Here is a 23655-nt window from a genome sequence, read left to right on the forward strand (position 1 = left end):
GGCTCTCCCTTTTTGCTGACGGTGATTTGCGGCTCCCGCGCGTTCCGACTTCAGTTCTGAATCGGAATGTCCAGATCCCGCGAAGAATCGTATACGCCGTACTCTCCCGCGTTAATCGCGAATTCGCTGCCTTCCGGCACGTTTTTGAACACGTCCACCTGGAAGCCGGTATCGCCGTTATACTTGCTGTACGATTCGCTCTCGCTGCGCTCGTACGTTTTGCCGTCGACCCGGAGCCGGGTCCCGGTGATCATGAAGAAATCATTTCGGGTTTGTATATGGACATGGATATCCTTGCCTTCCCGCTTCACCTTGTAAGCCATGACGCTCTGATCAGGCAGCGTTTCCGATACGGACTGCGCTGTCTCGCTCGGAGGAGCTACCGGCGTCCAAATATCCGGGTACGAACGTTTGACCACGGCGTTTCTCAGCTGCAGCGTCAAAGAGCTCTTTCTCACGTCTTCAAGCGAGTTCGCCGCAAGGTTGAAATAGAGCGTTTCCGGCGCGTTCGGGTCGAGACCCGGCTGTGCTTGTTCGCGCCCGGGCAGCGGAGTCCACAGCCCTTGTACGCCGATATTGTCCACTTTCAGCGTAGAATCCTTGTAATACATGAAATCGCCTTGATCGACGGAGAAGCCCTGTTCGCGAATTACCGGAATCCTGATCTCGAAAGGACTGATCTGCGCTTCTCCCAGCTTCAACCCGGTACGCTCTTCGATCGCCGCCTGCTCTTCGATCGGTACGGCGTAGGTTGCCGAGGCAGCCTGCTCGCCCTCGACGGTAAATTCGACGACCCAGTCCCCTTGGATCGAATCGATTGTTTGAGCCGTCGAGTAGGTCGCATCTTTTAACGTTAACCGATATTGCCTGCTTTCACCGCCCGCGGGCAGATTGCCTTCGAAATATTGAGTCAGCGTCGATGCGCTGCCGCCTTCCTCGAACTCGAACAGGTTGCGTTTATCCCCCGATACCGCGAGGTTTTGTCCGCTGCTCAAGTCGGTCAACGTCGCTTCCCCGAATTCGACCGTGCCGAAACCGCGCTTTTGCAGATCGGTCAATCGCAGGCGCAGCGCCATTTGCTGCTCTTCCTCCAGCGGTTTGCGGCCTATCGCCACGCTGCTCAACGTCAACTCGACGCCTCCGACCTCTGCCGAAGCGTCGATTTTCTGTCCCATTTCGGTCGGAATGACTTCCGTTTGCTGGTCGAAATAAATCGCCGTTCCTCCTGCCGCCACTACGATCGCGGCGGCCGAAGCCGCAAGCGCCCATCGGCGAGCGCGCGAAACGCCTCTTTTGTTCTCGATGACACTCGTTTCCTCGACCCATCCGGAGCGCCGACGTTCCACTTCCGCGCGAATCCGGTTCCACATCTCGCCGTAGTCCGGGCTGCCGTCCGATAAAAGGCTCATCCCCTGCTTGATCTGCTGTTCAGTAATTGGAGACATGGTGGTCACTTCCTTTCCCTCTCGATTCCATGGCTTTCTCATACAGCTTCTTGAACATTTTCACTCCGCGGTTGATTCTGGACTTCGCCGTTCCGACCGGTATGCCCAGCGCTTCCGCCGTCTCCGCCGTCGATAAATCGGCCATGTAATAGAGCAGCATCGCTTCCCGCACTTTAGGCTTCAGCTTATTGAGCAGCCTGCCGAACTCGTCGGCCGTTTCGGCGCGTTCGTACGCGCTTTCTACCGATTGCGGCGAGCGCAGCGGCAGGTTGATCGAAAAGGCCTTTTTCTCTTTCATATTCCCGTTCGTCCGGCGCCGCATCAACGAATGGCATTCGTTGGCGGCGATTCTCATCAGCCAGGCTTTCATATGCTCGACTTTGTCCCGATCCGCCAGCATCGCTTTGACGAAAACTTCTTGGCAGATGTCTTCCGCGTCCGTCTGGCTTCGAAGCATATGTAAGCAGTAACGGTATACGTCTTCTTTGTACGTCTGGAATAACGTATTATCGTCCACCATCTCTCACGTCCTTTGCCCCTCTGATTATGAGTCTTTCCCTCTATAGAGACTTACAGACGCCGAAAACGGTTTGCTTTTTCGATAAAACGCCAAAAAGCCCGATTCGGTCTTCTTGCAGACCGAACCGAGCTTGACGGGACAAGCGGGTTCACACTTTGTTTATTCGAGATTTTCGCGCCGCTCTTGCCGTTACTTCCGCAGCACGATTTCCGTGTTCAAAGACGGATCGACTTGACCGTAAAGACCCAATCCGAGCTCCAGCTCGGCGTCTTTCGGGACGTTTTTGTAAATGTCGATCCGGTAATCTCCCTGTTCCCGGTACGAATTATAGGAAGAATTTTTGTCGGGCTTTCGCACTTCGCCGTTGACTTTCAGGACGGTGCCTTCCAGCAGCTGCAGGCGGTCCTTCGTCTCGGTCACGACTTTGAGGTCGTCGCCCTCGCGCAAGTAACGGTGATGCAGCGCGCTGCCGTCCGGCAGTTCGGCGTCGGCGTTCTGCTCCTCCTGCCGCGGAGCGGCAAGAGGGGTCCAGAAGTCGCCCGGCGCCTGTCTGAGAACGACCGCATCCTGCAATCTGACGGACAGAGGCCCCGTTTTCAAGCTGCGAATATCCGCGCTCAGAATACGGAAAGATAATGCTTGCTGTTCCTGACCGGCTTGGCCGGAAATCAGCTGGAGAGGACCGCCTTGATACTCCCCTGTTCCGAACTCGGCTCCTTCGGAAACCAACGTTTGTTTTTGATAGTAGAGCACAAGTCCGTCATGCGGCTCGCGGTTTTGCGGTTCCCGCTCGATCGGCAGGGAGACGCCGTACGCGCCGACGACGGCTTCGCCGAGCGTCCAGCCTGTTTTTTGCTCGATCTCTGCCGCGTTCTCCGGCGTAATGGCGACGGCCCGATCGATCGCTTTCGATCCGTCGAGCGTAAAGTCCACTTTCCAGCTGCCGTCGATTTTCCGAACCGTTTCGGCGTAACTATACGTCAGGGTGAGCGCTTGACGCTCCTGCTCGCTCATGTCGTACAGCTGGTAGCTGCAGTTAACCTCGTTCCCGTTCCAAGTTCCCGACGTCGGCTCGATGGCTTTCGAACCCGCGTTCAAGAGCAGCTGCGTTTTGCTCTCGATCGACAGCGACTCGGGGTACGAAGCGGAGGCGTTCTCTTCCGCTCCCTGAAGTTTGTAGGTCAAGGTCAGCAGTCCCTGATCTTTGTCCCATTCGGAACCGGTCAGCAGCACGGAGGTTCCCGGGAGGGAAGGGACTTTGTATTCCGTTCCGGGCTGGAGTTTCCCTTGAAGAGCAGCCTCATGGCGCCGAATGACGTACAAATCGTCCATCTCGAGCCGAAGACGCCGGGTTTCCCCTTCTTTCGTCCAATCGCCTTCGGCCAGCTTGGCGCTGTCCATGCCGGTTCGAAGATCGAAGTACGCTCCGCTGGTCAGCTCCTTGCTTTTTCCGCTGTCGAGATCGATCAACCGCCCCGATCCGAATCCCGCGTATTCGGCATTCGGCACGTTCAGGCCGCTCAAGCTCATTTGCATCGCGAGCCGATCCTTCCGCTCCGGCGCAGCAAGCCGTGTTCCTTCAAAGTGTCCCTGAACCGCGCTGTTCAGCGTAAGCTTCACGCCGTCCACGACAGCCGACGCTTCCAAAGACTGACCGGCCGGCGCGCCATAGCTCGGCGCAGGCACATCCGGATCGGAGTCCGGCTGCCAGGCCAAGACGCCCACCGCGACGGCGCAGGCCAGCGCCGCCGAAGCCGCGGGAAACGCCCATTTGCGGCCGACGGTTCTTCCGGCTGCCGGCGTTACTTCCTTCCAGCCCGATCTCCGCCTGCCGGCTTCCTCGACAATGCGTCTTCGCATGCTGACGTAATCGGGATCGCCGTCGTCCACTTCGCGCAGCCGGTTCTCCAGATCGGAATCAATAATTCGAGACATGGATGTCACTCCTTTTTTTCGTTTGTACGGCCGTATTCTCGTCTTCCATTTGCTTTTTCAATGCTTTCAATCCCCGGTTGATGCGGGATTTGACGGTGCCCAGCGGCAGATTCAGCATGTCGGCCACTTCCGCCATCGGAAGGTCCGCCATGTAATACAGCAGCAGGACTTCCCGGAACTTGGGTTTGACCTGCCGGAGCTTCAGGCCGAATTCGGCTCTTGCCTCCCGCAGCTCGTATCCGGCTTCCACCGACGGCGAATGATTCAGCGGGGCGGTCCGAAGATACGCTTTCTGCTCTTTGTCCCGGCCCCTGATCCTGCGGCGCATCAGCCCGTGGCATTCGTTCGCCGCGATGCGCAGCAGCCAGGCCTTTTCGCTCCGCAGATCGGTCCGGTCGGCCAGCATCGCCTTCACGAATACTTCCTGGCATACGTCTTCCGCATCTCTTCTGTCTTTGAGCATATACAGACAGTACCGGTATACCGTCGTTTTATACGTTTCGAACAACTCCAGGTCGTCCATGTTTCTTCTCACATCCTTATAAGCTTCCGCTTTCCTTTTGCCTCCCTGCCCATATGATGAATGAGCGCGCGCTTCTTATAGAGGACTGACGAAACGGCGAAGAGGTTCCCGTTTGCCGAGCGGCCGAAAAAAACAGAGCTTCGGCAGCAACCCGAAGCTCCGCGCGGCCGAAAAAAAGGCCGACGAGCAGACAAAAAAAGCCGCCGGGAACATGCCCGGCAGCTTCATCCTAACCGATTGTTTTTCAACCGTAAATGCCGATCGCAAGCAGCAGCGTTACCGCAAGGCAGAGCCCCGCCATTCCGTACGAAACGACATGCCGGCGCGCGCCGGGAATGTATCGGCGTTCGAATGCGCCCCGCACCGCGAAGATCGCCGCGAGCAGCGCCCCGATCCATACGTAACCGAACGGCTCTTTGAACAGGATCACGCAGACGACCGCCGCGACGGCGCTGGCGGCACCGAACCAGACGTAAGGCTTGAAACCGTCCGTCTCCCAAATCTTTTCCTTGCTGTCCAGCACGATTCGATCGAGCAGCCATTGGAGCGCGATCAGAATAGCGACGACCGGAGGAATAACGATCATCAAGATCACCCGCTTTCTTGTCAATCCTTAATATACGCGGCAAAGAACGCCCGGGTTGCAAAAACCGGGCGTTCTTCGGCGAGTCCTTTATTTGCGGATAATGACTTTGGCGTCCTTCGTGTTGTCGACCGTTCCGTAAGCGAGCAGGTTGATTTCGAACTTCTCGCCTTCCGGCACATTGCGATAAATGTCTACTTGGTTGTAGTAACCCCGAGCGTTTTGAATCGAACTGTCTTCGGTCGGCTCCTTATCGTAGGCGTAGTCTTTCCCGTCCACCCGGAGGCGCGTGCCTTCGTACAAAGACGCGTAGTCCGGCACCTCGATCTCAACAAGTACGTCTTTGCCTTTGCGGTGAACCGTGTACACGACCTTTTTGCCGTCGGCCAGCGTGTCCGTGACTTTCTGTTCTTCCTCGGTCGGGACGCCCAGGGAAACCCAGCGATCGGGATCGATATGGGCGATCCAGGCGCCGCTGAACGTGGCGGTCAGCGGCTTGCCGCGGAAATCGTAGCTTTCCCAGTAATCGTTGGTCGTTTTGTTTTCGTTTCCGTTGCGGACCATGCCCTGCACGCCGAACTTGACGAACTCCTGCTCTTCGGAGCGGTATCCGTTCATCTTCATCTCGGGAGTGGGATCCTGCCCCCCTAAAGTCGTCACTTCTCCGTCCGTCAGCGAGATGCTGCCGTAATTCACGATTTGTCCGTCATGCAGCGGGCGGTCTTCGGCTCCCCGATCGAGCGGAATCGTGACGCCGTAAGCATCGAGCTGCGCGTCTCCCAGCTTCCAGCCCGTCTGCTCGGTCAGCGCGGAATCGTCTTCGACCGGGATCGTTTCGGTCGGAATTTCGGCTTTCGCCGGATCGATCGTGAAGTCGATCGTCCAAGGACCTTTGACGACCCGCAGCGGCTCGGCGTAGGTGAAGGTCATCGTCATGTCGGACAGCTGATCTTCCGTCAGACCTTTGACATTGTAAGAACCTTCCGCTTCCCTGGAATTTCCTCCTTCCGACCAGCTGTCCCATCCGAGCTCCCGATCGCCGAGCTTCAAGCCGACGGAGTTGCCGCGATCCATGGCCAGCAGCGTGCTGTCCTGCGCTTCGATTTTCGGCACATTTTCGTCAGGCAGGAACTTGATCTTCAGCATTCCCGACTTTTTGTTCCATTTGATATCCGTGATCTTCATTTTGAAATCTCGGTCCGGAAGCACCGTGTACTCCGCGCCCAACTTTATGCCGCCTTCGATCGGCACCGTCGTGCGGCGGATCATGTACAAATCGGACGTCTCCAGCCGATAGCGATGCGGCCCTTCCGCCTCGCCGAGCTCCCCCGTCGCTCTCGCCGACGTGTTCAGCGTCCGGTCGGCTTCCCAAGCATCGACGCTGCGAATATCGTTCGTATTGAAATCGCCCATGCTCAGTTCCAGCTTTTTGCCGGTGTCGAGGTCCGTGATCGAAGACTTGTCGAATCCCGCGACCTGCACATCTTCGCTGCCGAAACCGCTGAGCGAAAAGTCCAGCACCATCTTGCTCAAGGCTTCGTTCTGCCCGTAACCCCGGTCCTTTCCCTGCACGACGTTATTCAATTTCAACACGATGCCTTCCGCTTCCGCCTGCGCTTGCATCGCCTGCCCGACCGAAGCCGCCTGGGCTTGCGGAGACAGGCTTTCGAAATACCCCTGCGACGCCGCGGCGCCCAGCGCGACGACGGCCGCCAGCGAAGCGCATGCGACCGGGATGGCCCATTTGCGGCGGCCGCGGCGCGGCTGAGGCACCGCTGTATGCTCCTGCCACCCCGAATTCCGCTTGTCCGTCTCCAGCCGAATCCGATTCCACATCGCGTCGTAGTTCGGATTTTCTTTCCGAAGTCCGCGCAGCTTTTTTTCCGTATCGTTATCAGTAACTCGAAGCACGAGCGTCACCTTCTTTCTCCGGCAGCGCCGGTTCTTTTTCCGTCAGCTTTTTTAACGCCTTCAGTCCTCGGCTGATTCTCGACTTGGCCGTTCCGAGCGGCACGCCCAGCGCTTCCGCCGTTTCGTTCGTCGACAGATCCGCCATATAATACAGCAGCAGCGCTTCGCGCAGCTTCGGCTTGAGCCGGCCCAGCATTTCCTCGAACTCGCCCGACGTCTCGGTGCGTTCGTAAGTCTGCTCCACCGACTGCGACGAACTCAGCGGCACGGTCAACCAAAACGCGCGCTTCTCCTTCACTCTTCCGTTCGTTCTGCGCCGTACCAGCGAATGACACTCGTTGGCGGCGATTTTCATCAGCCAGGCTTTGACGTATTCGATGCCGCTCCGGTCCGCCAACAGCGCCTTGACGAAGACCTCCTGGCAGGCGTCTTCCGCATCCGCGCGGCTGTGCAGCATGTACAGGCAGTAATGGTACACCGCCTCTTTATGGGTTTCGAACAGCTCTCTATCTTCCAACTTTTATCACTTCCTTTGCCCCTCTGTAGCGATCGCTCGCCTATAAGAACTAGCAAGCGCGAGAAACGGTTCCCTTTTTGCCCAAAAAAATTCGCACGCCAAAAAGGACGGCCGGAGGCCGCCCTTCCCGTGTCCGAAACGTTCGCCGAGCCGGCTTATGCCGAGCGGCGCGCGTTCGAAGCTGGTTTTACTTGCCGATCGATTCCAGATACTCGGACACCTGCGTCGGCGTCTTCGCGAACTTGCTGTGCAGATGCGCGATCTTCTCGCCGTTCTTGAACACGAGCAGGCTCGGAATGCCGCGCACTTCGTTCGACTCCGCGATTTCCTGGAATTTCTCCGCATCCATCGCGAAAAACTGCTTGTCCGCATTTTTCTCGATGATGCCGCCGATGAACCGGTCCAGGTTTTTGCAGTCCGGGCACCAGTTCGTGTCGAACTTGATGACGGTCAATCCGTCTCCGCCGATCTGTTCGTTATATTGTTCCAAGCTTTCGATTCGTTCCATATCCGCATTCTCCTCTCGGGTTCGGGGCCGGGCCCGCTGCCGCAGATCGGATATACGTATAAAAGGCCGGCGTTTCCCGGATCAGTACGGGTCCGCGTACGAATCGCCCGAGCCCGGACGCATCCGCCGTTTGGCCGCCTGCAGCGCGCGTTCCATGTCCTGCACGGCTTCTTCCACGATGCGGCGGTCGACCAGATAATCCTGAACCTTCGCTTTTTCCGCCAGACGCGCGATCTCGGCATCTTTCTTCTCCAGATCGTAGCCGTGGCGGCGCTGAAGCGCGTTGTACTTGTCCAGCAGGTCCGAGATCACCTGATAAAAACGCTCGTAATCGACAATGATATCGTCCAGAAAAGCGTCGACGTCCTCTTTCGTATACCCGCGCATTTTAACGGGGAAATCTTTCTCATGAATTTGCAACGCGTCGAGCTTGATGCCGAGCTGCTTGAACAGCCGCTTTTGCTCCTCGAGCTGGCGCTGATACTGCTCCTCCATGCCCATCCCTCCTTCATTTAATGTACCATATTGTGCCGCTGAATTGATAAATTTTTAATTAAAAGATTTTGCAAAACCGGAATTTAAATCGTCCAGTTCCCCGCGCGGAACACCGGCTCGACCGTCCCGTCCGGCAGTTCGCCGTCGATATCCAGCGCATCCGAGCCGACCATGAAGTCCACGTGGGTCAGGCTCGTGTTGCCGCCGCGGGCGAGCAGTTCGTTCTGCGACAATTCCGTGCCACCCTTCATATTAACCGGATAAGCGCTGCCCAGCGCAAAATGGCAGGAAGCATTCTCGTCGATGCCCGTATTGTAGAAAATGCGGTTCAGGTTCGAGATCGGCGAATCGTGCGGCACGAGGGCCACTTCGCCCAAATATTTCGCGCCCTCGTCCGTGTCCAGCAGCGACTCCAGATGTTCGCGTCCGGATTCGGCGTCGAAGTCCGTCACGCGGCCGTTCTCGAACGTCAGCGACAGCTTCTCCACCAGGCGTCCGTTCAGGTTGAGCGGCATGGTCGAAGTTACTTTGCCGTTTACGCCCGTGCGGTTCGGCATCGTGTACACTTCTTCGGTCGGCATGTTGGCTACGAAGTACACGCCCGATTGGTTCGTGTCGCCGCCTCCGAGCCACAGATGGTTCTGAGCCAGTTCGACTTTGAGGTCGGTGCCCGGCGCGCGGTAATGCAAGCTTTTGTAGCTTTTCGCGTTCAGCTTGGCCTGCAGGTCTTTCAGCGTGTCGATGTGACGATGCCAGTTGTCGACCGCGTCGCCTTCGCCCACCCGGTTCATGCGGAAAATGGTTTCCCACATGGCGTCGACGCGCTCGCTTTCCGGCAGGTCGGCGAACACTTTGTTCGCCCAGGCCCGCGTCGGCGCCTTGATCAGGCACCAGGACAGCTTATTGCTGCGTACGTACTGCTGGTAGCCTTTGCGTGCCGCCGCGGCCGCTTTGGTCGCGCGCGCCACGCGCGAAGAATCGATGCCGCGATACAGTTCCGGGTCCGGCACCTTGATGTGCATGACCGCTCCGCCTTCTTCGGCCAGCTTCTCCAGCGCCTCCGCCTTAAAGGCCGGATAGTAGTCGAACGTATCTTCGGACGCGTACTCGTAACGCAGCCGCGTCGAAGCTTCGTCTTCCCACTCGATCTCCACGTACTTCGCTCCCGCTTCGTACGCCTTTTTGACGACCAGCCGCGCGAACTCCGCCGCTTCGATCGGGGACTGCAGATGCAGCACCTGCCCCTTTTGAATATTGACCCCTACCTTTACGACCAATTCCGCGTACTGTTCCAACTTTTGTGCAAATGTGTCCATGGTCTCTCTTGCCCCCAAATGGTTTATGTAAAATGGAAAAGCTTGCAAATACCCCAAAAATGAAAAACTCCGAAAACGAATCGTAAAAGACCTCTTTTTATCATAGTCAAAGATTTCGCAAAAATCCACTGAGCGACTACAATAAGAGCTTTCGTTCGCGGAACGCTTTAGCCGCGATCGAAAGGTTTCCCGTGAGCGGCTTCCAATCGTCTTTTGCGAAATCTTGGAGATTTCGCAAAAATCCACTGAGCGACTACAATAAGAGCTTTCGTTCGCGGAACGCTTCAGCCGCGATCGAAAGGTTTCCCGCGAGCGGCGCGCCTCGGCAAAAATAGCGTCATAAAAGCACTTATTTTGCTCACCGCTGACCCTTTTTCTCAATTAGCTGCGTCAGAGCACTTATTTTGCTGTTTCGGAACTTTTTTGCGCTTATTTTTAGCAAATAAGTGCTCTCCTGCAGTTATTTCGTTTAAAACCGCCGTTTTCGCTTAAATAGCTGCTCTCCTGCAGCTATTTTTAAGCTCGCGGCCTATCGCGCACATACGGCAAGCCAAAAAGGCGGCGGACCGCATCCGATGCCATGCCGGACCGGACGCCGTACAACCGGCCCTCTCTCGGCCGCAGCTCAGACCCCGCTTTTTTGCAAATCAAAGCGCTTTCTGTTATATTCGCGGCAGAATCGCTTGTTCAAAGGAGCTGCGTCCATGATCGATTATCGCTTAATGCAATCTCACGAACTCGCCGAAGCCGCGCGGCTGTCGGATGCCGTATTCCGGCAAGGCGCACGGCCGTCGATGGCCGAGATGTTTCCGCGCCTGTTCTCGCCGCGCATGCCGCATTCCTTCGGCGCGTTCGCCGAAGACGGCAGCCTCGCCGCCTTCATGGGGCTCGCCCCCTCGACGCTGCGCGTCGGCGGCGCGGCGACGATCCGCGCCTTCTCGATCGGCTCGGTCTGCACCGCGCCCGAGCACCGCGGCGCCGGCCTTGCCGGCCGGCTGCTGGAGCGCTGCACGGCTTACGCCCGGCATGCCGGAGCGCCGCTGCTCTTCGTCTCCGGCGACCGCACGCTCTACACGCGGGCGGGCTGCGTCCCGTTCGGCCGCGCCGCGAACGCCGTCCTTCGCGGCGTCCGCTCGGACTCGCTCGCTCCCTCGGATTTCCGAGCCGCCGCGGACGCCTTCGCCCACGCCTCCGCCGCCGTCCGGCGCGCCCTGTATGCGCCCGCCGCTCCGCCTCCGCTCACCGTGCGCGAAGCGGGAACGCGGGATCTGCTGCGCCTGCACGGGCTGTACTCGGCCGGCGGCACGGCCTTCGAAGAGGGCGCCGCGGGACTCGGCGACCTGATCGCGGCGGCCGCCCAGTGCGGCGTGCTCGGCTTGGAGCAGCGAGTCCTGCTCGCCAGCATCGAGGACACCCCTGTCGCTTACGCCGTGATCGGCATGCCGCCCCATCTGAAACATTATTCGTTCGACGGGATCGAACCGCCTCCTCCCGCTCCGGCTGGGGTTCCGGACGCGGCTCCCGCCTCCCCGCCGACCGTGATCGCTTACGGCGGGGCTCCCCTCTATGCCGCGGATCTGCTGCGGTATCCGGCGGAAAGATGGGGTCTGGACGAGCTGCATATCCCCGTCCCCTGGCAGGAAGAGGAGCTGCTGTCGCTGCTGCGAAAGGCTGGAGCGGAAGTCGCTTTCGGTCCCAACGCCGGCACGCTGCTGATTACCGATCCGGAACATCTGCTGAATCAGGCGCAGGAGCTGTGGTCCCGGCCGTGGCGGGAAGCGCTGCAAACGGACGGACGGGGTAATTTGTTCGCGGCTTCCGGCAAACGGCAGATCGACCGCTCGGAGTGGACCGGCCTGCTGTTCGATCCGGAATACCCGCGTTCGGACGACGTGCCGGACTGGCTGACGCCGATTCCGCTGCCTTATTTATACGGATTGCACTTCACTTGACCCTGCGGCCTCCCTGCACCCTGCGACCTCCCTGCACCCTGCGCCCTGCCTGCGCGCCGCCGCGCCGATAAAAGCGGGAAGCCGTTCTTCTTCCGGATGCCTGCCCAAGATAAATCCTTCCGAACAAACAACTCGGCCCTCCGAAACTTTGGTTTCGGAGGGCCGAGTTTCATGCATTTCGTGCTATGCCTATATTCTCATGCACTTCTTTCATAAGTTCTTATTTTTCATCTTCTATTCATGCTTTTCGTCCGCTTCCGAGCGGCGATCTGCAGATAGCACGACCGTAATCGACGTGCCGCGGCCGACTTGGCTTTCGACCTCGATCGTTCCTTGATGCGCGGCGACGATCTGCTTGACGATCGCCATTCCCAGTCCCGTGCCGCCTGCGGGAGTATCCGTCGAAGTTCCGCGATAATACCGGTCGAACAGACGGGCGACGCTTCGCTCGTCCATTCCTTCGCCGTTGTCCGCGATTTGCAGTCGGACCCGGGATCCGCCTTCCGCGCTTTCCATGCGCACAAAGACGGAAGTGCCTGCCGGATTATGAACGATCGCGTTGAGAAGCAGATTGGAAAAAGCCCTTTTCAGCAATCCGGCATCTCCCCAAATGTACAGAGGCTGCTCCCCGCCCGATATCTCGAAACGGTTCTGTTTATGCAAAGGCAGGTTCGCCGTTTCGGCGACCGTCCTGCGAACGAACTCCGTCAGCTCGATACTTTGCGCGGCAAGTTCGACCCCCGCCGACCGGTCCATTCGAAAAGCGATCCCGAGATCGTGGATCAGTTCTTCCATATAAGCGGACTTTTCCCGAATCGATTGCAGGAATTCCTTTTGCTCGTCGGGGCTCCATTCATGCCGATCCGATAGCAGCATGTCGGCGTAACCGGAAATATAAGATAACGGAGTCTTCAGATCGTGGGTGACGCCCGATGCCCAGTCCTGCCTCGCCTGCTCGAACTCCCGCCGTTTCCGTTCGTTTTCCCGCAGGACCGACGACAAAGATTCAAGGTCGGCGTACACTCCCGGTACAGGCGGCTCGAGAACGGAAACGATCTCCCGCGCTCGCCGAAAGCCGGGTATTCTCCGCAGGACAGCTGCCGGATCTTCGCCAAAATATCCGCCATCGGCCTCGCGACATAATAGCCGTAGAACAAACAATACAAACCATAAGCGATAAAGATCATCCAAGTCGTCGCATTGACAGCAAAAAGCTTCTCCGGCCGGTTCAGCACGACGATGTAGAATACCGCCGGCAGCGACACGGTCAGAAACAGCAGGATCTGGTGCGCGATAAAATTCAACGTAAATCGAACGACCAACCTGCCGTTCGCCCAATGCGTCTTCATGCCGGATTTCCCCCTCCGGGAGGAACCAACTTATAGCCGATTCCTCTCAGCGTCACGATCAGGGAAGGGTTTTTGGCGTCCGGTTCGATTTTTTTGCGCAGACGCATGATATGGATGGCTACCGTCTTCTCGTCTCCGATGCTGTCATATCCCCATACGCGTTCGTACAGCTGCCCTGCGGTGAATACCTGATTCGGATGATCGGCCAGGAACAGCAGCAGCTCGAATTCTTTGGCGGGACAAAACACCTCTTTTTCGCTCACCCATAACCGGGCCGCTTTCTTGTCGATCACGACCGAACCGAAGCGATAAATCTCCGGCGCTTGTCCCGCTGTCCGATACTGCTCCAGTCTTCGAAACTGCACATGAATGCGCGCGGCGACTTCAAGCGGATTAAAAGGTTTGGTGATATAGTCGTCTCCTCCGATTCCGAGCCCGGTCAATTTGTCCAGGTCGCCGGAACGGGCGGTCAAAAACAGGATCGGCACGTCGGTATGCCGCCTGATTTCTTGGCATAACCGGAATCCGTCCGTATCGGGCAGCATAACGTCCAGCACAATGAGATCGTAAGCATGACGTCTTATCTTCTCCATAGCTTCTTCCCCCGTCAAAGCGCAGTCGACGGAAGCATAACCTTCTTTGCGCAGAATCGTGTCCAACATCTTCACGATGCCGGGCTCGTCGTCGACGATCAATATATTTTGCGGACGCAACGATTCTTCCTCCTTTCCCGGCAGGCCCCCTGTTCCTTCATTATGCGACGAATGCGGCGGAATGACCATCGGCCATGAAGGTTAGAACGAGACATCGCGCTGTTGAAAAACGATCCAGCTCAGCAGCAGCAGCGCCGCGATATACGCGGACAGAACGGCGATCGAAAAGTTCAGCGTCATCTCGGGTCTGGCCGGAAGATGGAAGATGTACAGACTCATATCGCTGTTGGCGAACGGCAGGTATTTCAACCCTTCGATCTTGGCGGTCGCTTCGATCATCGAATTGCCTACGATCATGATCAGCAGCGAGATTCCGATCGCCAAAGCGCCGCTTCGCAAGATCGTCGACACCGCGAAAGCGAACGTGACATACGCCGCGATCGGGAACAGGCTCAGCCCGTACATTTTCAACACCTGCATCGAAACGGTCGACTGCACGACTTGTCCCTGTCCGTTCAAAAACAGATCCGTCGCGCGAAGGTCGCCCCAACCGTAAAATAAAACGTTCGCGGCATAACCGCATAGGAGCAAAAGCGCAAGCATGGCGGCCGCGAACAGCAGCACGGCGATATATTTGGAAAATAAAATCGCGGCGCGGCTGTGGGGGCGGATCAGCAGCAGCTTCATCGTGCCGGCCGTGTATTCTCCGGCCACGATATCCGCGCCGACGATGATCGCGAACACGATCACCGTTTCGATCAATCCGGAAAAAGAAAGCAAAGCCGTCCAGGGATCGGGGTCGGGTGCGGGAACATCGTTCGCCAGCCGATAGTTCGCGATCTTCAGCTTGTTCTCCGCATCGGCACGCAGAGTCGGAGACAGCTCCGCGATCCGCAGGCGATCTTCGTATTGACGAACAAGCTGCTCGGTCTCCGTCCGCCAGTCCGCCGCTCGCGCCGAATTCACATTCCCCAGAACGGACGCGCCGATCGTAATGCCCAACAACAGCAGCAGAAGAATCCAGGTCAATCTTCGGCTGTATATTTTCATGCTTTCGTTGGCGATCAATCCGATCATTTTTTCTCCTCCGTCCACTCCAAAAACTTATCCTCCAAAGACGGCTCCCGCATTTGAATGCCGTAAATTCGAATGCCTGCCTGCATCAACATCTGGCTGACGGCCGGAATTTCGTCCGGACGCAGCGGAATCCGCAGCTCCCCCGGCCGTTCTTCGGAGCGGACTTCATAATTCGACGCGGTCATCAAGTTTCGGGCCTGCTGCGCCTGGGCAGGATCGAGGGTGAGGCATACAAGCTTTTTGTCGCCGCCTCGCACAAGATCGTTCACTTTTTCGATGCGGATCAGCTTTCCGTTTTGCAGCACGCCCGCCCGATCGCACATCGATTCCATTTCCGAGAGCAGGTGGCTCGAAACGAACACCGCGACGTCTTCTTCCCGGGCGAGCCTTTTGAGATAACCGCGAAGTTCATGAATGCCGGCGGGGTCAAGCCCGTTGGTCGGCTCGTCCAGAATAAGCAGGGACGGCCGATGCAGAAGAGCCTGTGCGATTCCCAGACGCTGCCTCATGCCGAGGGAGTACGTTTTCGTTTTGTCGTGCAGCCTGCCTGTCAATCCGACGGTTTCCGCGATTTCTTCGATACGGTCCGAGGTAACGCCGGGAACCATCCGCGCATAATGCTTCAGATTTTGATATCCCGTCAGGTAATTGTATAAATCCGGATTTTCGACGATTGCCCCCACATGCCGGATCGCCTGTTTGAAACTTTTGGTGATGCTGTGGCCCTTGATGAAAATATCGCCTCGGCTGATCTTGATCAGCCCTACCATCATGCGAACCGTGGTCGTTTTCCCTGCCCCGTTGGGACCCAGGAAACCGAACACTTCCCCGGCCGCGATATCGAACGACAGATCATGAACGATCGTTCTTTTCCCGACTTTTTTCGCTGCGCGTTCAAACCGGACTACCGGCATATGATTCATGTTTTCATTTCCTTCCCATAGAATTCTCGGCGGATTTGATGCGGTCAACGTACGAGTGTCGTTCCGTCGGCTTCGAGCCCATTGTAAAAAGCGAAAGTAAATGGACGGTAAACGGAAAACGAACAAACCGCAAACTCCATAACGAACAAATGCAGCGGCATCGACGGCATTTGTTCGTTATCAAGTTTGCCTTTCCGAGCGCCGGGTAATATGTATATGATGAAATAGAAGACCGCTCCCGTCGGACGACCGGCAGGCAGGTATGCGATCTCCAGGCAGGCGGACGTCCGCTCTGCCTTTTCGCGCCTTTCTCCGCTCGGATTGATTCCTCGTCCGCCCGGCGGCCCGAAAGAGAGTTGAAGCACATTTGAAAGGCAAAGAACTGCTCAAAGACTACGTCACCGCCCATATTCCCGGCTATCTGCTGGCCGTGCTGCTGATTATCGTCGCCAACGCCGTGCAGTCCGCGCTGCCGCTCGTATTGGGGCGGTTTACGGACGATCTTCAGGCAGGCGCGCTGAATTACGGGTCCGTCACGGACTTCGCGCTTCTGCTGCTCGGGATCGGGATCGCGTACGGCGTGCTGTTCGGGCTCGGCCAGTACCAGGTCATGCGCCTCGGCCGGCGTTTCGAATTCGAAGTGCGCCAGAAGCTCTTCGGCAAATTTTCGACGCTGAGCGAGCACTTTTTTTCCAAACAGGGAACGGGCAAACTGCTCAGCTACGTGACGAACGACGTCCAGTCGGTGCGCGAGTCCATCTCGAACGGCGTCACCCAGACGACCAACGCGGTCGTGCTGCTGCTGTCCTGTATCGTCATGATGATGATCGGCGGCATCCCGCTGTCGCTCATTCTGATCTGCATCAGTCCGCTCGTGTTCATCCCGCTCATCGTCGTGCGCATCGGACCGCAGATCCGCGAGCGATCGATGAACGTGCAGGAGTCGCTCGCGGGCATGACCGAATCGGCGGAAGAACAATTCGGCGGCATCCGGGTCAGCAAGACGTTCGGAACGGAGCAAATCGCAGAGAACCGTTTCGGCGAAAAAGTGGATCAGATCCGCGGCGCCCAGCTTTTTCTCGTCCGGCTGTCTTCGCTGTTCCAAGCGTCCATCCCGTTTCTCGGCGCCCTGTCGCTCGTGCTCGCGCTGCTGATCGGCGGGACGCAGACGCTGAACGGCAATATCACGCTCGGCAGCTTCGTGTCCCTTACGCTGTATATGCGCATCATCGTCGGTCCTCTCCAGCAGATCGGCAACGTGATCAATATGATGCAGCGTTCCGGCGCCTCGCTCGAGCGGGTCAACCGCCTGATGAACGAAGAGCCCGACGTTCAGGACGCGGAAAACGCCAAAACGCTCGATCGGCCGGAGGAAATCCGGTTCGAGCATCTGACGTTCGCCTATCCGGGCAGCCGCGAGCCGGCGCTCCGGGACATTAACCTGACGATCCGGCCCGGGCAGACCGTCGGCATCGTCGGGCGTACCGGCAGCGGCAAAACGACGCTCGTCAAGCTGCTGCTGCGCGTCTACGAATCGCCTCGCGGCACGCTCTTTTTCGGCGGAACGGACATTCGCGACCTGTCGCTCGAGAGCCTGCGCGGGCGTCTCGCCTACGTGCCGCAGGACGGCTTCCTGTTCAGTACGACCATCCGCGACAATATCGCTTTCAGCGATCGGGAAGCGCCGATGGAGAAAGTCGAAAGCGGCGCCAAGCGGGCCATGATCTACGATAATATCGAACGTTTCCCCGAAGGCTTCGAGACCCGGCTCGGCGAACGCGGCGTGACGCTGTCGGGCGGCCAGCGCCAGCGGACGAGCTTGGCGCGCGGCCTGACCAAGAAGGCGCAGGTGCTGATTCTCGACGACAGCATGAGCGCCGTGGATGCCGTGACCGAGACGGGGATTCTCGGCAATCTGATCCGCGAGCGCCGCAGCAAGACGACGATCATCATTTCGCACCGGATCAGCGCGGTCAAGCATGCGGACGAAATCGTCGTGCTTAGCGAAGGACGGATCGTCCAGCGCGGCACGCACGACGAGCTGCTGCGGCGCGAAGGGGCTTACGCCATGATGCACCGGCTGCAGGAGGAGGGACTTCGCCATGACGAATACGAATAAAGCGGAAGCGCCGGCCGGGGGCAAAGTTCCGCAGGAAGCCAAGCTCTCCGCCTCTTCGACGCTGAAGCTGTTAATGAGCTACGCCAAGCCGCATAAGCTGGCCTTCCTCGGGGTGGCGTTCTGCGCGCTGCTGGGCATCGCCGCCGAGCTGCTGCAGCCGCTGCTCGTCCAGATCGCGATCGACAACCATATCGTCAAAGGCGAAGCCGGCGGCGCGCTCGTAAAGCTCGGCCTGCTCTATCTGGGCATCGCCGTCGTCAGCTTCGTCTTCACCTATTTGCAGAACAATCTGCTGCAGTACGCGGGACAAAGCATCGTCGCCCGCATCCGCAAAGACCTGTTCGGGCATATTTCGAAAATGTCCATGTCGTTCTTCGATCGGACGCACAGCGGCAGCCTGGTCACGAACGTGTCGAACGATACGGAAACGATCAGCCAATTTTTCACCCAGGTGCTGCTGAGCCTCGTGCGCGACGGGATGATGCTGATTCTGATCGTCGTCCTGATGTTCAGCCTCGATGCCGAATTGGCCGCCTTTTCCATGCTGATCCTGCCGGTCATCTTCGTCGTCGCCGCTCTGTTCCGCTCTTATCTGCGCAGCACGTACCAGCAGGCGCGCAGCCGGCTGTCGAGACTGATCGCCTTCACCGCCGAGAATCTGTCGGGCATGGGCTTGATCCAGTCTTTCCGTCAGGAGGAAGAACAGCTGGGCCGCTTCACCGAGCAGAACCGAAATTACTGGAACGCCAACCTGCGGCAGATCCGCTCGAACGTTCTGTTCAACCGCACGTTCGACATTCTGGGCAACGCGGCGCTCGTCCTGATGGTCTGGCTGGGCGGGCGCGCCGTGCTCGGACAGAGCATGGAAGTCGGCGTGCTGTACGCTTTCGTCAGCTATATCCGTCAGTTTTTCCAGCCGATCAACCAGATTACGATGCAGTGGAACACGTTCCAGTCGACGACCGTGGCGGTGGAGCGCATTCAGCGGGTACTGGAGACGAAGCCGGACGTGCCGGAACCGACGGAAAAGGAACGGCTGCCGTTCGAGGCTCCGTCCATCCGCGGCCAAGTGGATTTCCGGGACGTGACGTTCGGCTACCGGGCGGACCGCCCTGTGCTGAAGAAGCTGAACCTGCGTATCAAAGCCGGCGAGATGATCGGGGTCGTAGGAACGACAGGGGCGGGCAAAAGCACGCTGATCAGCCTGCTGAACCGATTCTACGACGTCGACGAAGGCTCGGTCGAGATCGACGGTATCGATATTCGCCGAATTGCCGGCAGCGATCTGCATGCCGCCGTCGGCCTGATCCAGCAGGATCCTTATCTGTTCTCCGGCTCGATCGTCGATAACGTGCGACTGTTCCGCGAAGATATCACCCGCGAGCAGGTCATCGAGGCCTGCCGCTTCGTCGGCGCGCATCCCATGATCTTGAGGCTGCCGGGCGGCTACGATACCCATCTGTCGGAGCGCGGCAGCGGGCTGTCGGCGGGCGAACGCCAGCTGATCTCCTTCGCCCGGATCGTCGTTTTCCGTCCGAAAATTCTGATTCTGGACGAGGCGACGGCCAATCTCGATTCGGAAACGGAAAAATTGGTGCAGGAAGCGCTGACCTCCGTATCGCAGGGACGCACGACCGTCGTCATCGCCCACCGCCTGTCGACGATCATGCACGCCGACCGCATCCTGGTCATGCAGGACGGCCGGTTGACCGAGCAGGGGACGCATACTCAACTGCTCGCGCGCGGCGGTCATTACGCCGAACTGTATCGGCATGCGCGTCAGTCCGGACGGGAGCAGCTGCCCGGCTGACAGCCCTTTGCGGGCTGCCGGTTCTGCGGGAAACGAGTTCCCGGCCGTGCGGGCACCCGGCGCGGAACGGAGCCGCGCGCCGATCGGCCGGCATGCGAAAAACCCGTAACCATTTTGGTTACGGGTTTTTTGTGTCCGCTTTTGGCGGATTCGCAGGCTCTGCCGTCAATCGGCAATCACCCTGGAAGCGTTCAGCAGCGCCTTTATCCGCTCGACGACCAGTTCCATGTCCAGCGGCTTGCTCAAATAATCGGAAGCTCCGGCGTTCAAACATTTCTCCCGGTCTTCCTTCATCGCCTTCGCGGTCAAAGCCAGAATCGGGATATGCGCCAGCCCCGGAACGAGACGAATGCGGCGCATCGTTTCCAGACCGTCCAATTCCGGCATCATGATGTCCATGAAGATCATGTCGAACGGACCTTCCGCATGAAGCTTATCCAGCGCGTCCAGACCGGTCAACGCAACCGTAATATTATCCACGCCGTGATTCTCAAGCATGCTTGTCAGCGCATAGACGTTGCGGATATCGTCGTCGACGATCATCATCCGCATCCCCTCGAACGGCATCTCCGTCCGGCCGGTCGTCTTGGGAAACGGCGTTCCGCCGTTATACGGACCTCCGGTCTCTCCGCCTTCCGAATCCGGCACGATCCGGACTGCGTCCGCGCGGCCGGAGAGCAGCCGTTCGCGATCGTTTCCGGGCGTAAACTTTCCGTTCGTATCCGACTCCGGCTTGTCCGGCGGCAGCGCATCCGTCCATTCCGTTTTGCCCGCCAGCGAACGGCGCACGCTGAGCGGAATGAACAGATCGGCGAGCTCTTCGTCGTCTTTGATGCACGGCAGGTACAGACAGAATGTGCTTCCGGCGCCGTATCGGCTTTCCAGGGTGATCTCTCCGCCGAGCAGCGCGGCCAACTGCGTCGAAATGGACAGGCCCAGCCCCGTGCCTCCGTATTTGCGGGCGATCGTGCCGTCCGCCTGTTGGAACGCCTCGAAGATCAGCTGACGATTCTCCTCCGTGATGCCGATCCCGGTATCGCTGACGCTGAACGCCAGCTGATCGTAAGCGGCGCCTTCGGGACTCATCCGCTTGCCCGGCACCCGTCCGATGCGAAGCACCACTTCGCCGTGTTCCGTGAATTTGAACGCGTTCGAGAGCAGATTCCGCAGAATTTGCTGCAGCCGAAGCTCGTCGGTAAAGATAAGGCCCGGCACGTTATCTTCGATCTCGATCCGGAAATCGAGCCCTTTGCGGACGGCAAGTTCCTCGAAGTAGCGGTTCATGTCCGCAGCCACTTTGGCCAGATCGACCAGTCCCAGGTCAATATCCATTTTGCCGGCTTCCACCTTGGACAGATCGAGAATGTCGTTGATCAGACTGAGCAGGTCCTTGCCGGAGGCATAGATGCTGGAGGCGTATTCCTGCTCTTTCGCGGTCAGCGTCCGACCTTCGTTCTCGGCCAAAATCTGCGACAGAACCAGCATGCTGTTGAGCGGCGTACGCAGCTCATGCGACATGTTCGCCAAAAATTCCGATTTGTACTTCGAGCTGATCTGCAGCTGCTGCGCATATTTTTCGATTTCCCGCGCGGCGGTCTCCGCCTCGTGTTTTTGGGAAGACAGCTGTTCGTTGATGCTCTCCAGTTCGTCCCGCTGCGTCATCAGTTCCTGCGATTGAACCTGAAGCTCCTCGGATTGCACCTGCAGTTCCTCCGACTGCACCTGAAGCTCTTCGTTCAGCGTCTGGGATTCGCGGTACAGGCGCTCGATTTCCTGGCGGGCTTCGACGGATTCCAGCGTGCTGCCGAGCAGCTCGGCTTTGCGTTCGAGCCGCTCGATCTCGTCCCGGGTAAACGGCTTGGCCGACGCCCATTCGATAACGGCTTTGACCGCTCCGCCGTAGCAGGCGGGAACAAGCAGCACTTCGGCCGAGTCCGCCGCTCCCACGGCCGAAGAGATTTTGACGTAATCGGAAGGAACGTCCCGCAGATGTATCGTTTTGCCTTCGACGGCGCAGCGTCCGATCAGGCCTTCGCCGAAAGGGATTTCGACATTTCCGGTCCGCATCGCATGTTCGGCATCTTCGGCGATCGCCGCCGTTTTCAGCAGGGTATGCCGGGAAGAATCCGCCGAATAGAAGACGCCTACCGGAATGCCGGTCGACTCGGACACCCTCGACATGAACGCTTCCGCCAGCTTCGCGATCGAAGACGAAGACTGCTCCTGCAGCAGTTCCGCCAGCCGGATCAGGCGCTCCTTATGCTGGTCTTCCGCTTCGATCTTCGCAAGCAGGGCGTTGGTCGACTCGCCCAGATCGCCGACTTCGTCGTTCGAACGGACGTTGATCCTTTTCCGCAGATCGCCGCCGGCCGTGATGGAACGAATCGCGTCCGTTACGCGGGAGATCGTTTTCGAAATATTGCCCGCAATAGCGAGAGCGGCCGCGATGGAAACGATCCCGACAAGCGCCCACAAGCCGATCATCGCATAGATCGTTCGGTCGCTCTCCGCTTTAAGCGAGGCTACCCGGGATTCGGTCAAAGCCTGCTCCTGCTCGCGGAAAGTGTCGAACTGAACGCGAAGCTGGTCCATCTCCCGTTTGCCGGCTTCGCCGGCGAAGAACGAGAGCACCGCCTCGTCTTCCCCTTCGGACTTCAGTTGGATCGTCCGATCGCCCATCTCGGAGATCCAGTCTTCGACGTTGGCGCGAATGAGACGCAGGCTCTCCTGCTGGGCCGGATTGTCGCCGACCAGCTCGTACAGCTTGCCGTAACTGGTTTCCCACCGGTTACGGCCGTTATTGTAAGGCTCCAAATAATTGCGGTCCCCGGTCAGCAAATACCCCCGCTGGCCGGTCTCCATATCGAGCAAATTTTTCTGCAGCTCGCTGAGCTCGTCGTGAACCGCAATATCATGATTGCTGATAAACGCGTTGGCTTCCTGCAAACTGCGGACCTGCCCGGATACCGCCAACAGCGATAATCCGAGACAGGCCAAAATAAACAGATATCCGGCCAATATTTTGGCGCGAATATTGAAACGTCTTATTTTCGGCACCTGCATGCCCTCCGCTTCGTTCAGTCTACTCTCGGGTGTCCCGCGAATCGAATCGGCGCGCGCGCTGTTCGAACAGCTGGTTCTCCAGCATTTCCACCCGTTTACGCTGCCATTCTTCCCGCGCCTGCTTGCCGAGCTGCGGATCATCGTTCCCTTCGTCTTCGCGAATCGTCCACAGATCGCTGAGCAGGTAATTCTGCACGCGCACCAAGTCGCCGGCAAAAGGGCCGTTCAACCAGAACAGCCCCTCGGGAAGCAGGCGCATCCGGCGGACTCCGTCCGCCGCTTCCGCAATCTGCCCCAGTTCGATACGATGCAGCATCTGACCGAACGTGTATCGGTCCATTTTACTTCCGCTCGATCAGCTTGAAGTCGTCGTAATGGAACCCGGGCGCCACGATGCAGGAGACGAGCACCGGCTCGTCGCCGAGCGGACGCGCCTTCTGCCACACTTTGCCCGGCACGAGTCCCTGGAAGGATTGGCCGTTCGCCGCATCCGGACCCAGAATGATTTCTTCTCCGCCTTCGACCGGCTCTTCGCCGTCGCCGCCCAGCGTGAGCGCCAGCGGTCCGCCGGTATGCCACAGCCACAGCTCGTCGGAATGCACGACGTGCCATTCCGAAAACTCGCCCGGATGCAGCAGGAAATAAATCGAACTCGCCGCGAAACGGTCTCCCGTATATTCTTTCGGAAGCACGCTTTGCGGGATTTTGAACGAGGATTTCCACAGTTCTTTATGCCAGCCGCCTTCGACATGGCGTTCGAGTCCCAGCAGTTCGACGAGCGGGGACAGGGATGTAGGTTGATTGGAATTCATGGTTAGGGATCTTCCTTCCTTATACAAATCCTTATATAGAAGTTTCTGATTCTCAGCATACTATAAGACGGGCGATTCGACCAAATAATTTTTGCGATTTGCCGCAGACGTCGGGGTATATAAGGACTGAAATCAAAAAGCTGG

At 58.3% G+C, this 23655-nt stretch carries 21 protein-coding genes; 3 read left to right on the forward strand and 18 right to left on the reverse strand.

The genetic code is table 11. The features are described 5' to 3' along the window. Positions 1-50: 50 nt before the first annotated feature. From GYN08_RS06110 to GYN08_RS06155, 10 genes are all read right to left on the reverse strand, one after another. Complete coding sequence (locus GYN08_RS06110) at positions 51-1445, reverse strand: hypothetical protein (RefSeq protein WP_166273218.1); 1395 nt, start codon at positions 1443-1445, stop codon at positions 51-53. Next, complete coding sequence (locus tag GYN08_RS06115; RefSeq protein WP_206023638.1) at positions 1429-1965, reverse strand: RNA polymerase sigma factor; 537 nt, start codon at positions 1963-1965, stop codon at positions 1429-1431. Before GYN08_RS06115 ends, GYN08_RS06110 begins: the two co-directional genes overlap by 17 nt. A 189-nt stretch (positions 1966-2154) precedes the next feature. Beyond that, complete coding sequence (locus tag GYN08_RS06120; RefSeq protein WP_166273219.1) at positions 2155-3900, reverse strand: hypothetical protein; 1746 nt, start codon at positions 3898-3900, stop codon at positions 2155-2157. After that, entirely contained in the window at positions 3884-4423 is a 540-nt protein-coding gene (locus tag GYN08_RS06125; protein WP_166273220.1) for an RNA polymerase sigma factor, read from the reverse strand. The genes GYN08_RS06120 and GYN08_RS06125 overlap by 17 nt, the downstream gene beginning before the upstream one ends. Positions 4424-4667: 244 nt before the next feature. Beyond that, positions 4668-5012: a hypothetical protein gene (locus tag GYN08_RS06130; protein ID WP_166273221.1), complete on the reverse strand. Its 345-nt coding sequence runs from the start codon at positions 5010-5012 to the stop codon at positions 4668-4670. An 84-nt stretch (positions 5013-5096) separates the two neighbouring features. After that, entirely contained in the window at positions 5097-6917 is a 1821-nt protein-coding gene (locus GYN08_RS06135; RefSeq protein ID WP_166273222.1) for a hypothetical protein, read from the reverse strand. Further along, positions 6901-7434, reverse strand: a complete 534-nt coding sequence (locus GYN08_RS06140; protein ID WP_166273223.1) for an RNA polymerase sigma factor — start codon at positions 7432-7434, stop codon at positions 6901-6903. The genes GYN08_RS06135 and GYN08_RS06140 overlap by 17 nt, the downstream gene beginning before the upstream one ends. A gap of 187 nt (positions 7435-7621) precedes the next feature. Continuing rightward, positions 7622-7942: a thioredoxin family protein gene (locus GYN08_RS06145; RefSeq protein ID WP_166273224.1), complete on the reverse strand. Its 321-nt coding sequence runs from the start codon at positions 7940-7942 to the stop codon at positions 7622-7624. Positions 7943-8023: 81 nt separating this feature from the next. Next, on the reverse strand, positions 8024-8437 hold the full coding sequence (locus GYN08_RS06150) for a DivIVA domain-containing protein (RefSeq protein ID WP_166273225.1): 414 nt from the start codon (positions 8435-8437) through the stop codon (positions 8024-8026). Positions 8438-8520: 83 nt separating this feature from the next. Next, positions 8521-9753 carry an aminopeptidase gene (locus GYN08_RS06155; protein ID WP_166273226.1) on the reverse strand — a complete coding sequence of 411 codons (1233 nt, stop codon included), beginning with the start codon at positions 9751-9753 and terminating at the stop codon, positions 8521-8523. 704 nt (positions 9754-10457) lie between these two features. Here GYN08_RS06155 and GYN08_RS06160 point away from each other — a divergent pair. Further along, positions 10458-11705, forward strand: a complete 1248-nt coding sequence (locus GYN08_RS06160) for a GNAT family N-acetyltransferase (RefSeq protein ID WP_166273227.1) — start codon at positions 10458-10460, stop codon at positions 11703-11705. 234 nt (positions 11706-11939) lie between these two features. On the opposite strand, the gene GYN08_RS06165 is transcribed toward GYN08_RS06160, so the two are convergent. From GYN08_RS06165 to GYN08_RS06180, 5 genes are all read right to left on the reverse strand, one after another. Next, positions 11940-12728: a sensor histidine kinase gene (locus tag GYN08_RS06165; protein WP_328802897.1), complete on the reverse strand. Its 789-nt coding sequence runs from the start codon at positions 12726-12728 to the stop codon at positions 11940-11942. Further along, the gene (locus GYN08_RS23470) at positions 12617-13054 is read right to left on the reverse strand and encodes a hypothetical protein (protein ID WP_206023640.1); all 438 of its coding nucleotides are present in this window, start codon (positions 13052-13054) and stop codon (positions 12617-12619) included. The genes GYN08_RS06165 and GYN08_RS23470 overlap by 112 nt, the downstream gene beginning before the upstream one ends. Beyond that, the gene (locus tag GYN08_RS06170) at positions 13051-13767 is read right to left on the reverse strand and encodes a response regulator transcription factor (RefSeq protein WP_206023641.1); all 717 of its coding nucleotides are present in this window, start codon (positions 13765-13767) and stop codon (positions 13051-13053) included. Before GYN08_RS06170 ends, GYN08_RS23470 begins: the two co-directional genes overlap by 4 nt. An 81-nt stretch (positions 13768-13848) precedes the next feature. Then, positions 13849-14784, reverse strand: coding sequence for an ABC transporter permease (locus GYN08_RS06175; protein WP_166273229.1), 936 nt, complete (start codon positions 14782-14784; stop codon positions 13849-13851). Beyond that, the gene (locus tag GYN08_RS06180) at positions 14781-15698 is read right to left on the reverse strand and encodes an ABC transporter ATP-binding protein (RefSeq protein ID WP_408015052.1); all 918 of its coding nucleotides are present in this window, start codon (positions 15696-15698) and stop codon (positions 14781-14783) included. The genes GYN08_RS06175 and GYN08_RS06180 overlap by 4 nt, the downstream gene beginning before the upstream one ends. Before the next feature lie 376 nt (positions 15699-16074). On the opposite strand from GYN08_RS06180, the gene GYN08_RS06185 reads away from it, so the two are divergent. Then, complete coding sequence (locus GYN08_RS06185) at positions 16075-17826, forward strand: ABC transporter ATP-binding protein (protein WP_166273231.1); 1752 nt, start codon at positions 16075-16077, stop codon at positions 17824-17826. After that, positions 17810-19636, forward strand: coding sequence for an ABC transporter ATP-binding protein (locus GYN08_RS06190; protein ID WP_166273232.1), 1827 nt, complete (start codon positions 17810-17812; stop codon positions 19634-19636). The genes GYN08_RS06185 and GYN08_RS06190 overlap by 17 nt, the downstream gene beginning before the upstream one ends. 165 nt (positions 19637-19801) lie before the next feature. Here GYN08_RS06190 and GYN08_RS06195 read toward each other — a convergent pair whose 3' ends face one another. The 3 genes from GYN08_RS06195 to GYN08_RS06205 are packed head-to-tail and all read right to left on the reverse strand — an operon-like array spanning position 19802 to position 23511. Continuing rightward, positions 19802-22693, reverse strand: coding sequence for a CHASE3 domain-containing protein (locus tag GYN08_RS06195; protein WP_166273233.1), 2892 nt, complete (start codon positions 22691-22693; stop codon positions 19802-19804). A 25-nt stretch (positions 22694-22718) separates the two neighbouring features. Then, entirely contained in the window at positions 22719-23039 is a 321-nt protein-coding gene (locus GYN08_RS06200; protein WP_166273234.1) for a hypothetical protein, read from the reverse strand. 1 nt (position 23040) lies between these two features. Next, positions 23041-23511 carry a cupin domain-containing protein gene (locus GYN08_RS06205; RefSeq protein ID WP_166273235.1) on the reverse strand — a complete coding sequence of 157 codons (471 nt, stop codon included), beginning with the start codon at positions 23509-23511 and terminating at the stop codon, positions 23041-23043. Positions 23512-23655: the final 144 nt, after the last annotated feature.

The organism is Saccharibacillus alkalitolerans, from assembly GCF_011090185.1.
In the GTDB taxonomy this organism is placed as follows: Bacteria; Bacillota; Bacilli; order Paenibacillales; family Paenibacillaceae; genus Saccharibacillus; species Saccharibacillus alkalitolerans.

Bases quoted from the DNA above. Each gene is read 5' to 3' on its own strand.
- GYN08_RS06110 (WP_166273218.1), bottom strand. From the start codon at position 1,445: ATGTCTCCAATTACTGAACAGCAGATCAAGCAGGGGATGAGCCTTTTA.
- GYN08_RS06175 (WP_166273229.1), bottom strand. From the start codon at position 14,784: ATGATCGGATTGATCGCCAACGAAAGCATGAAAATATACAGCCGAAGA.
- GYN08_RS06120 (WP_166273219.1), bottom strand. From the start codon at position 3,900: ATGTCTCGAATTATTGATTCCGATCTGGAGAACCGGCTGCGCGAAGTG.
- GYN08_RS06180 (WP_408015052.1), bottom strand. From the start codon at position 15,698: ATGCCGGTAGTCCGGTTTGAACGCGCAGCGAAAAAAGTCGGGAAAAGA.
- GYN08_RS06115 (WP_206023638.1), bottom strand. From the start codon at position 1,965: ATGGTGGACGATAATACGTTATTCCAGACGTACAAAGAAGACGTATAC.
- GYN08_RS06145 (WP_166273224.1), bottom strand. From the start codon at position 7,942: ATGGAACGAATCGAAAGCTTGGAACAATATAACGAACAGATCGGCGGA.
- GYN08_RS06190 (WP_166273232.1), top strand. From the start codon at position 17,810: ATGACGAATACGAATAAAGCGGAAGCGCCGGCCGGGGGCAAAGTTCCG.
- GYN08_RS23470 (WP_206023640.1), bottom strand. From the start codon at position 13,054: ATGAAGACGCATTGGGCGAACGGCAGGTTGGTCGTTCGATTTACGTTG.
- GYN08_RS06150 (WP_166273225.1), bottom strand. From the start codon at position 8,437: ATGGAGGAGCAGTATCAGCGCCAGCTCGAGGAGCAAAAGCGGCTGTTC.
- GYN08_RS06205 (WP_166273235.1), bottom strand. From the start codon at position 23,511: ATGAATTCCAATCAACCTACATCCCTGTCCCCGCTCGTCGAACTGCTG.
- GYN08_RS06200 (WP_166273234.1), bottom strand. From the start codon at position 23,039: ATGGACCGATACACGTTCGGTCAGATGCTGCATCGTATCGAACTGGGG.
- GYN08_RS06155 (WP_166273226.1), bottom strand. From the start codon at position 9,753: ATGGACACATTTGCACAAAAGTTGGAACAGTACGCGGAATTGGTCGTA.
- GYN08_RS06160 (WP_166273227.1), top strand. From the start codon at position 10,458: ATGATCGATTATCGCTTAATGCAATCTCACGAACTCGCCGAAGCCGCG.
- GYN08_RS06125 (WP_166273220.1), bottom strand. From the start codon at position 4,423: ATGGACGACCTGGAGTTGTTCGAAACGTATAAAACGACGGTATACCGG.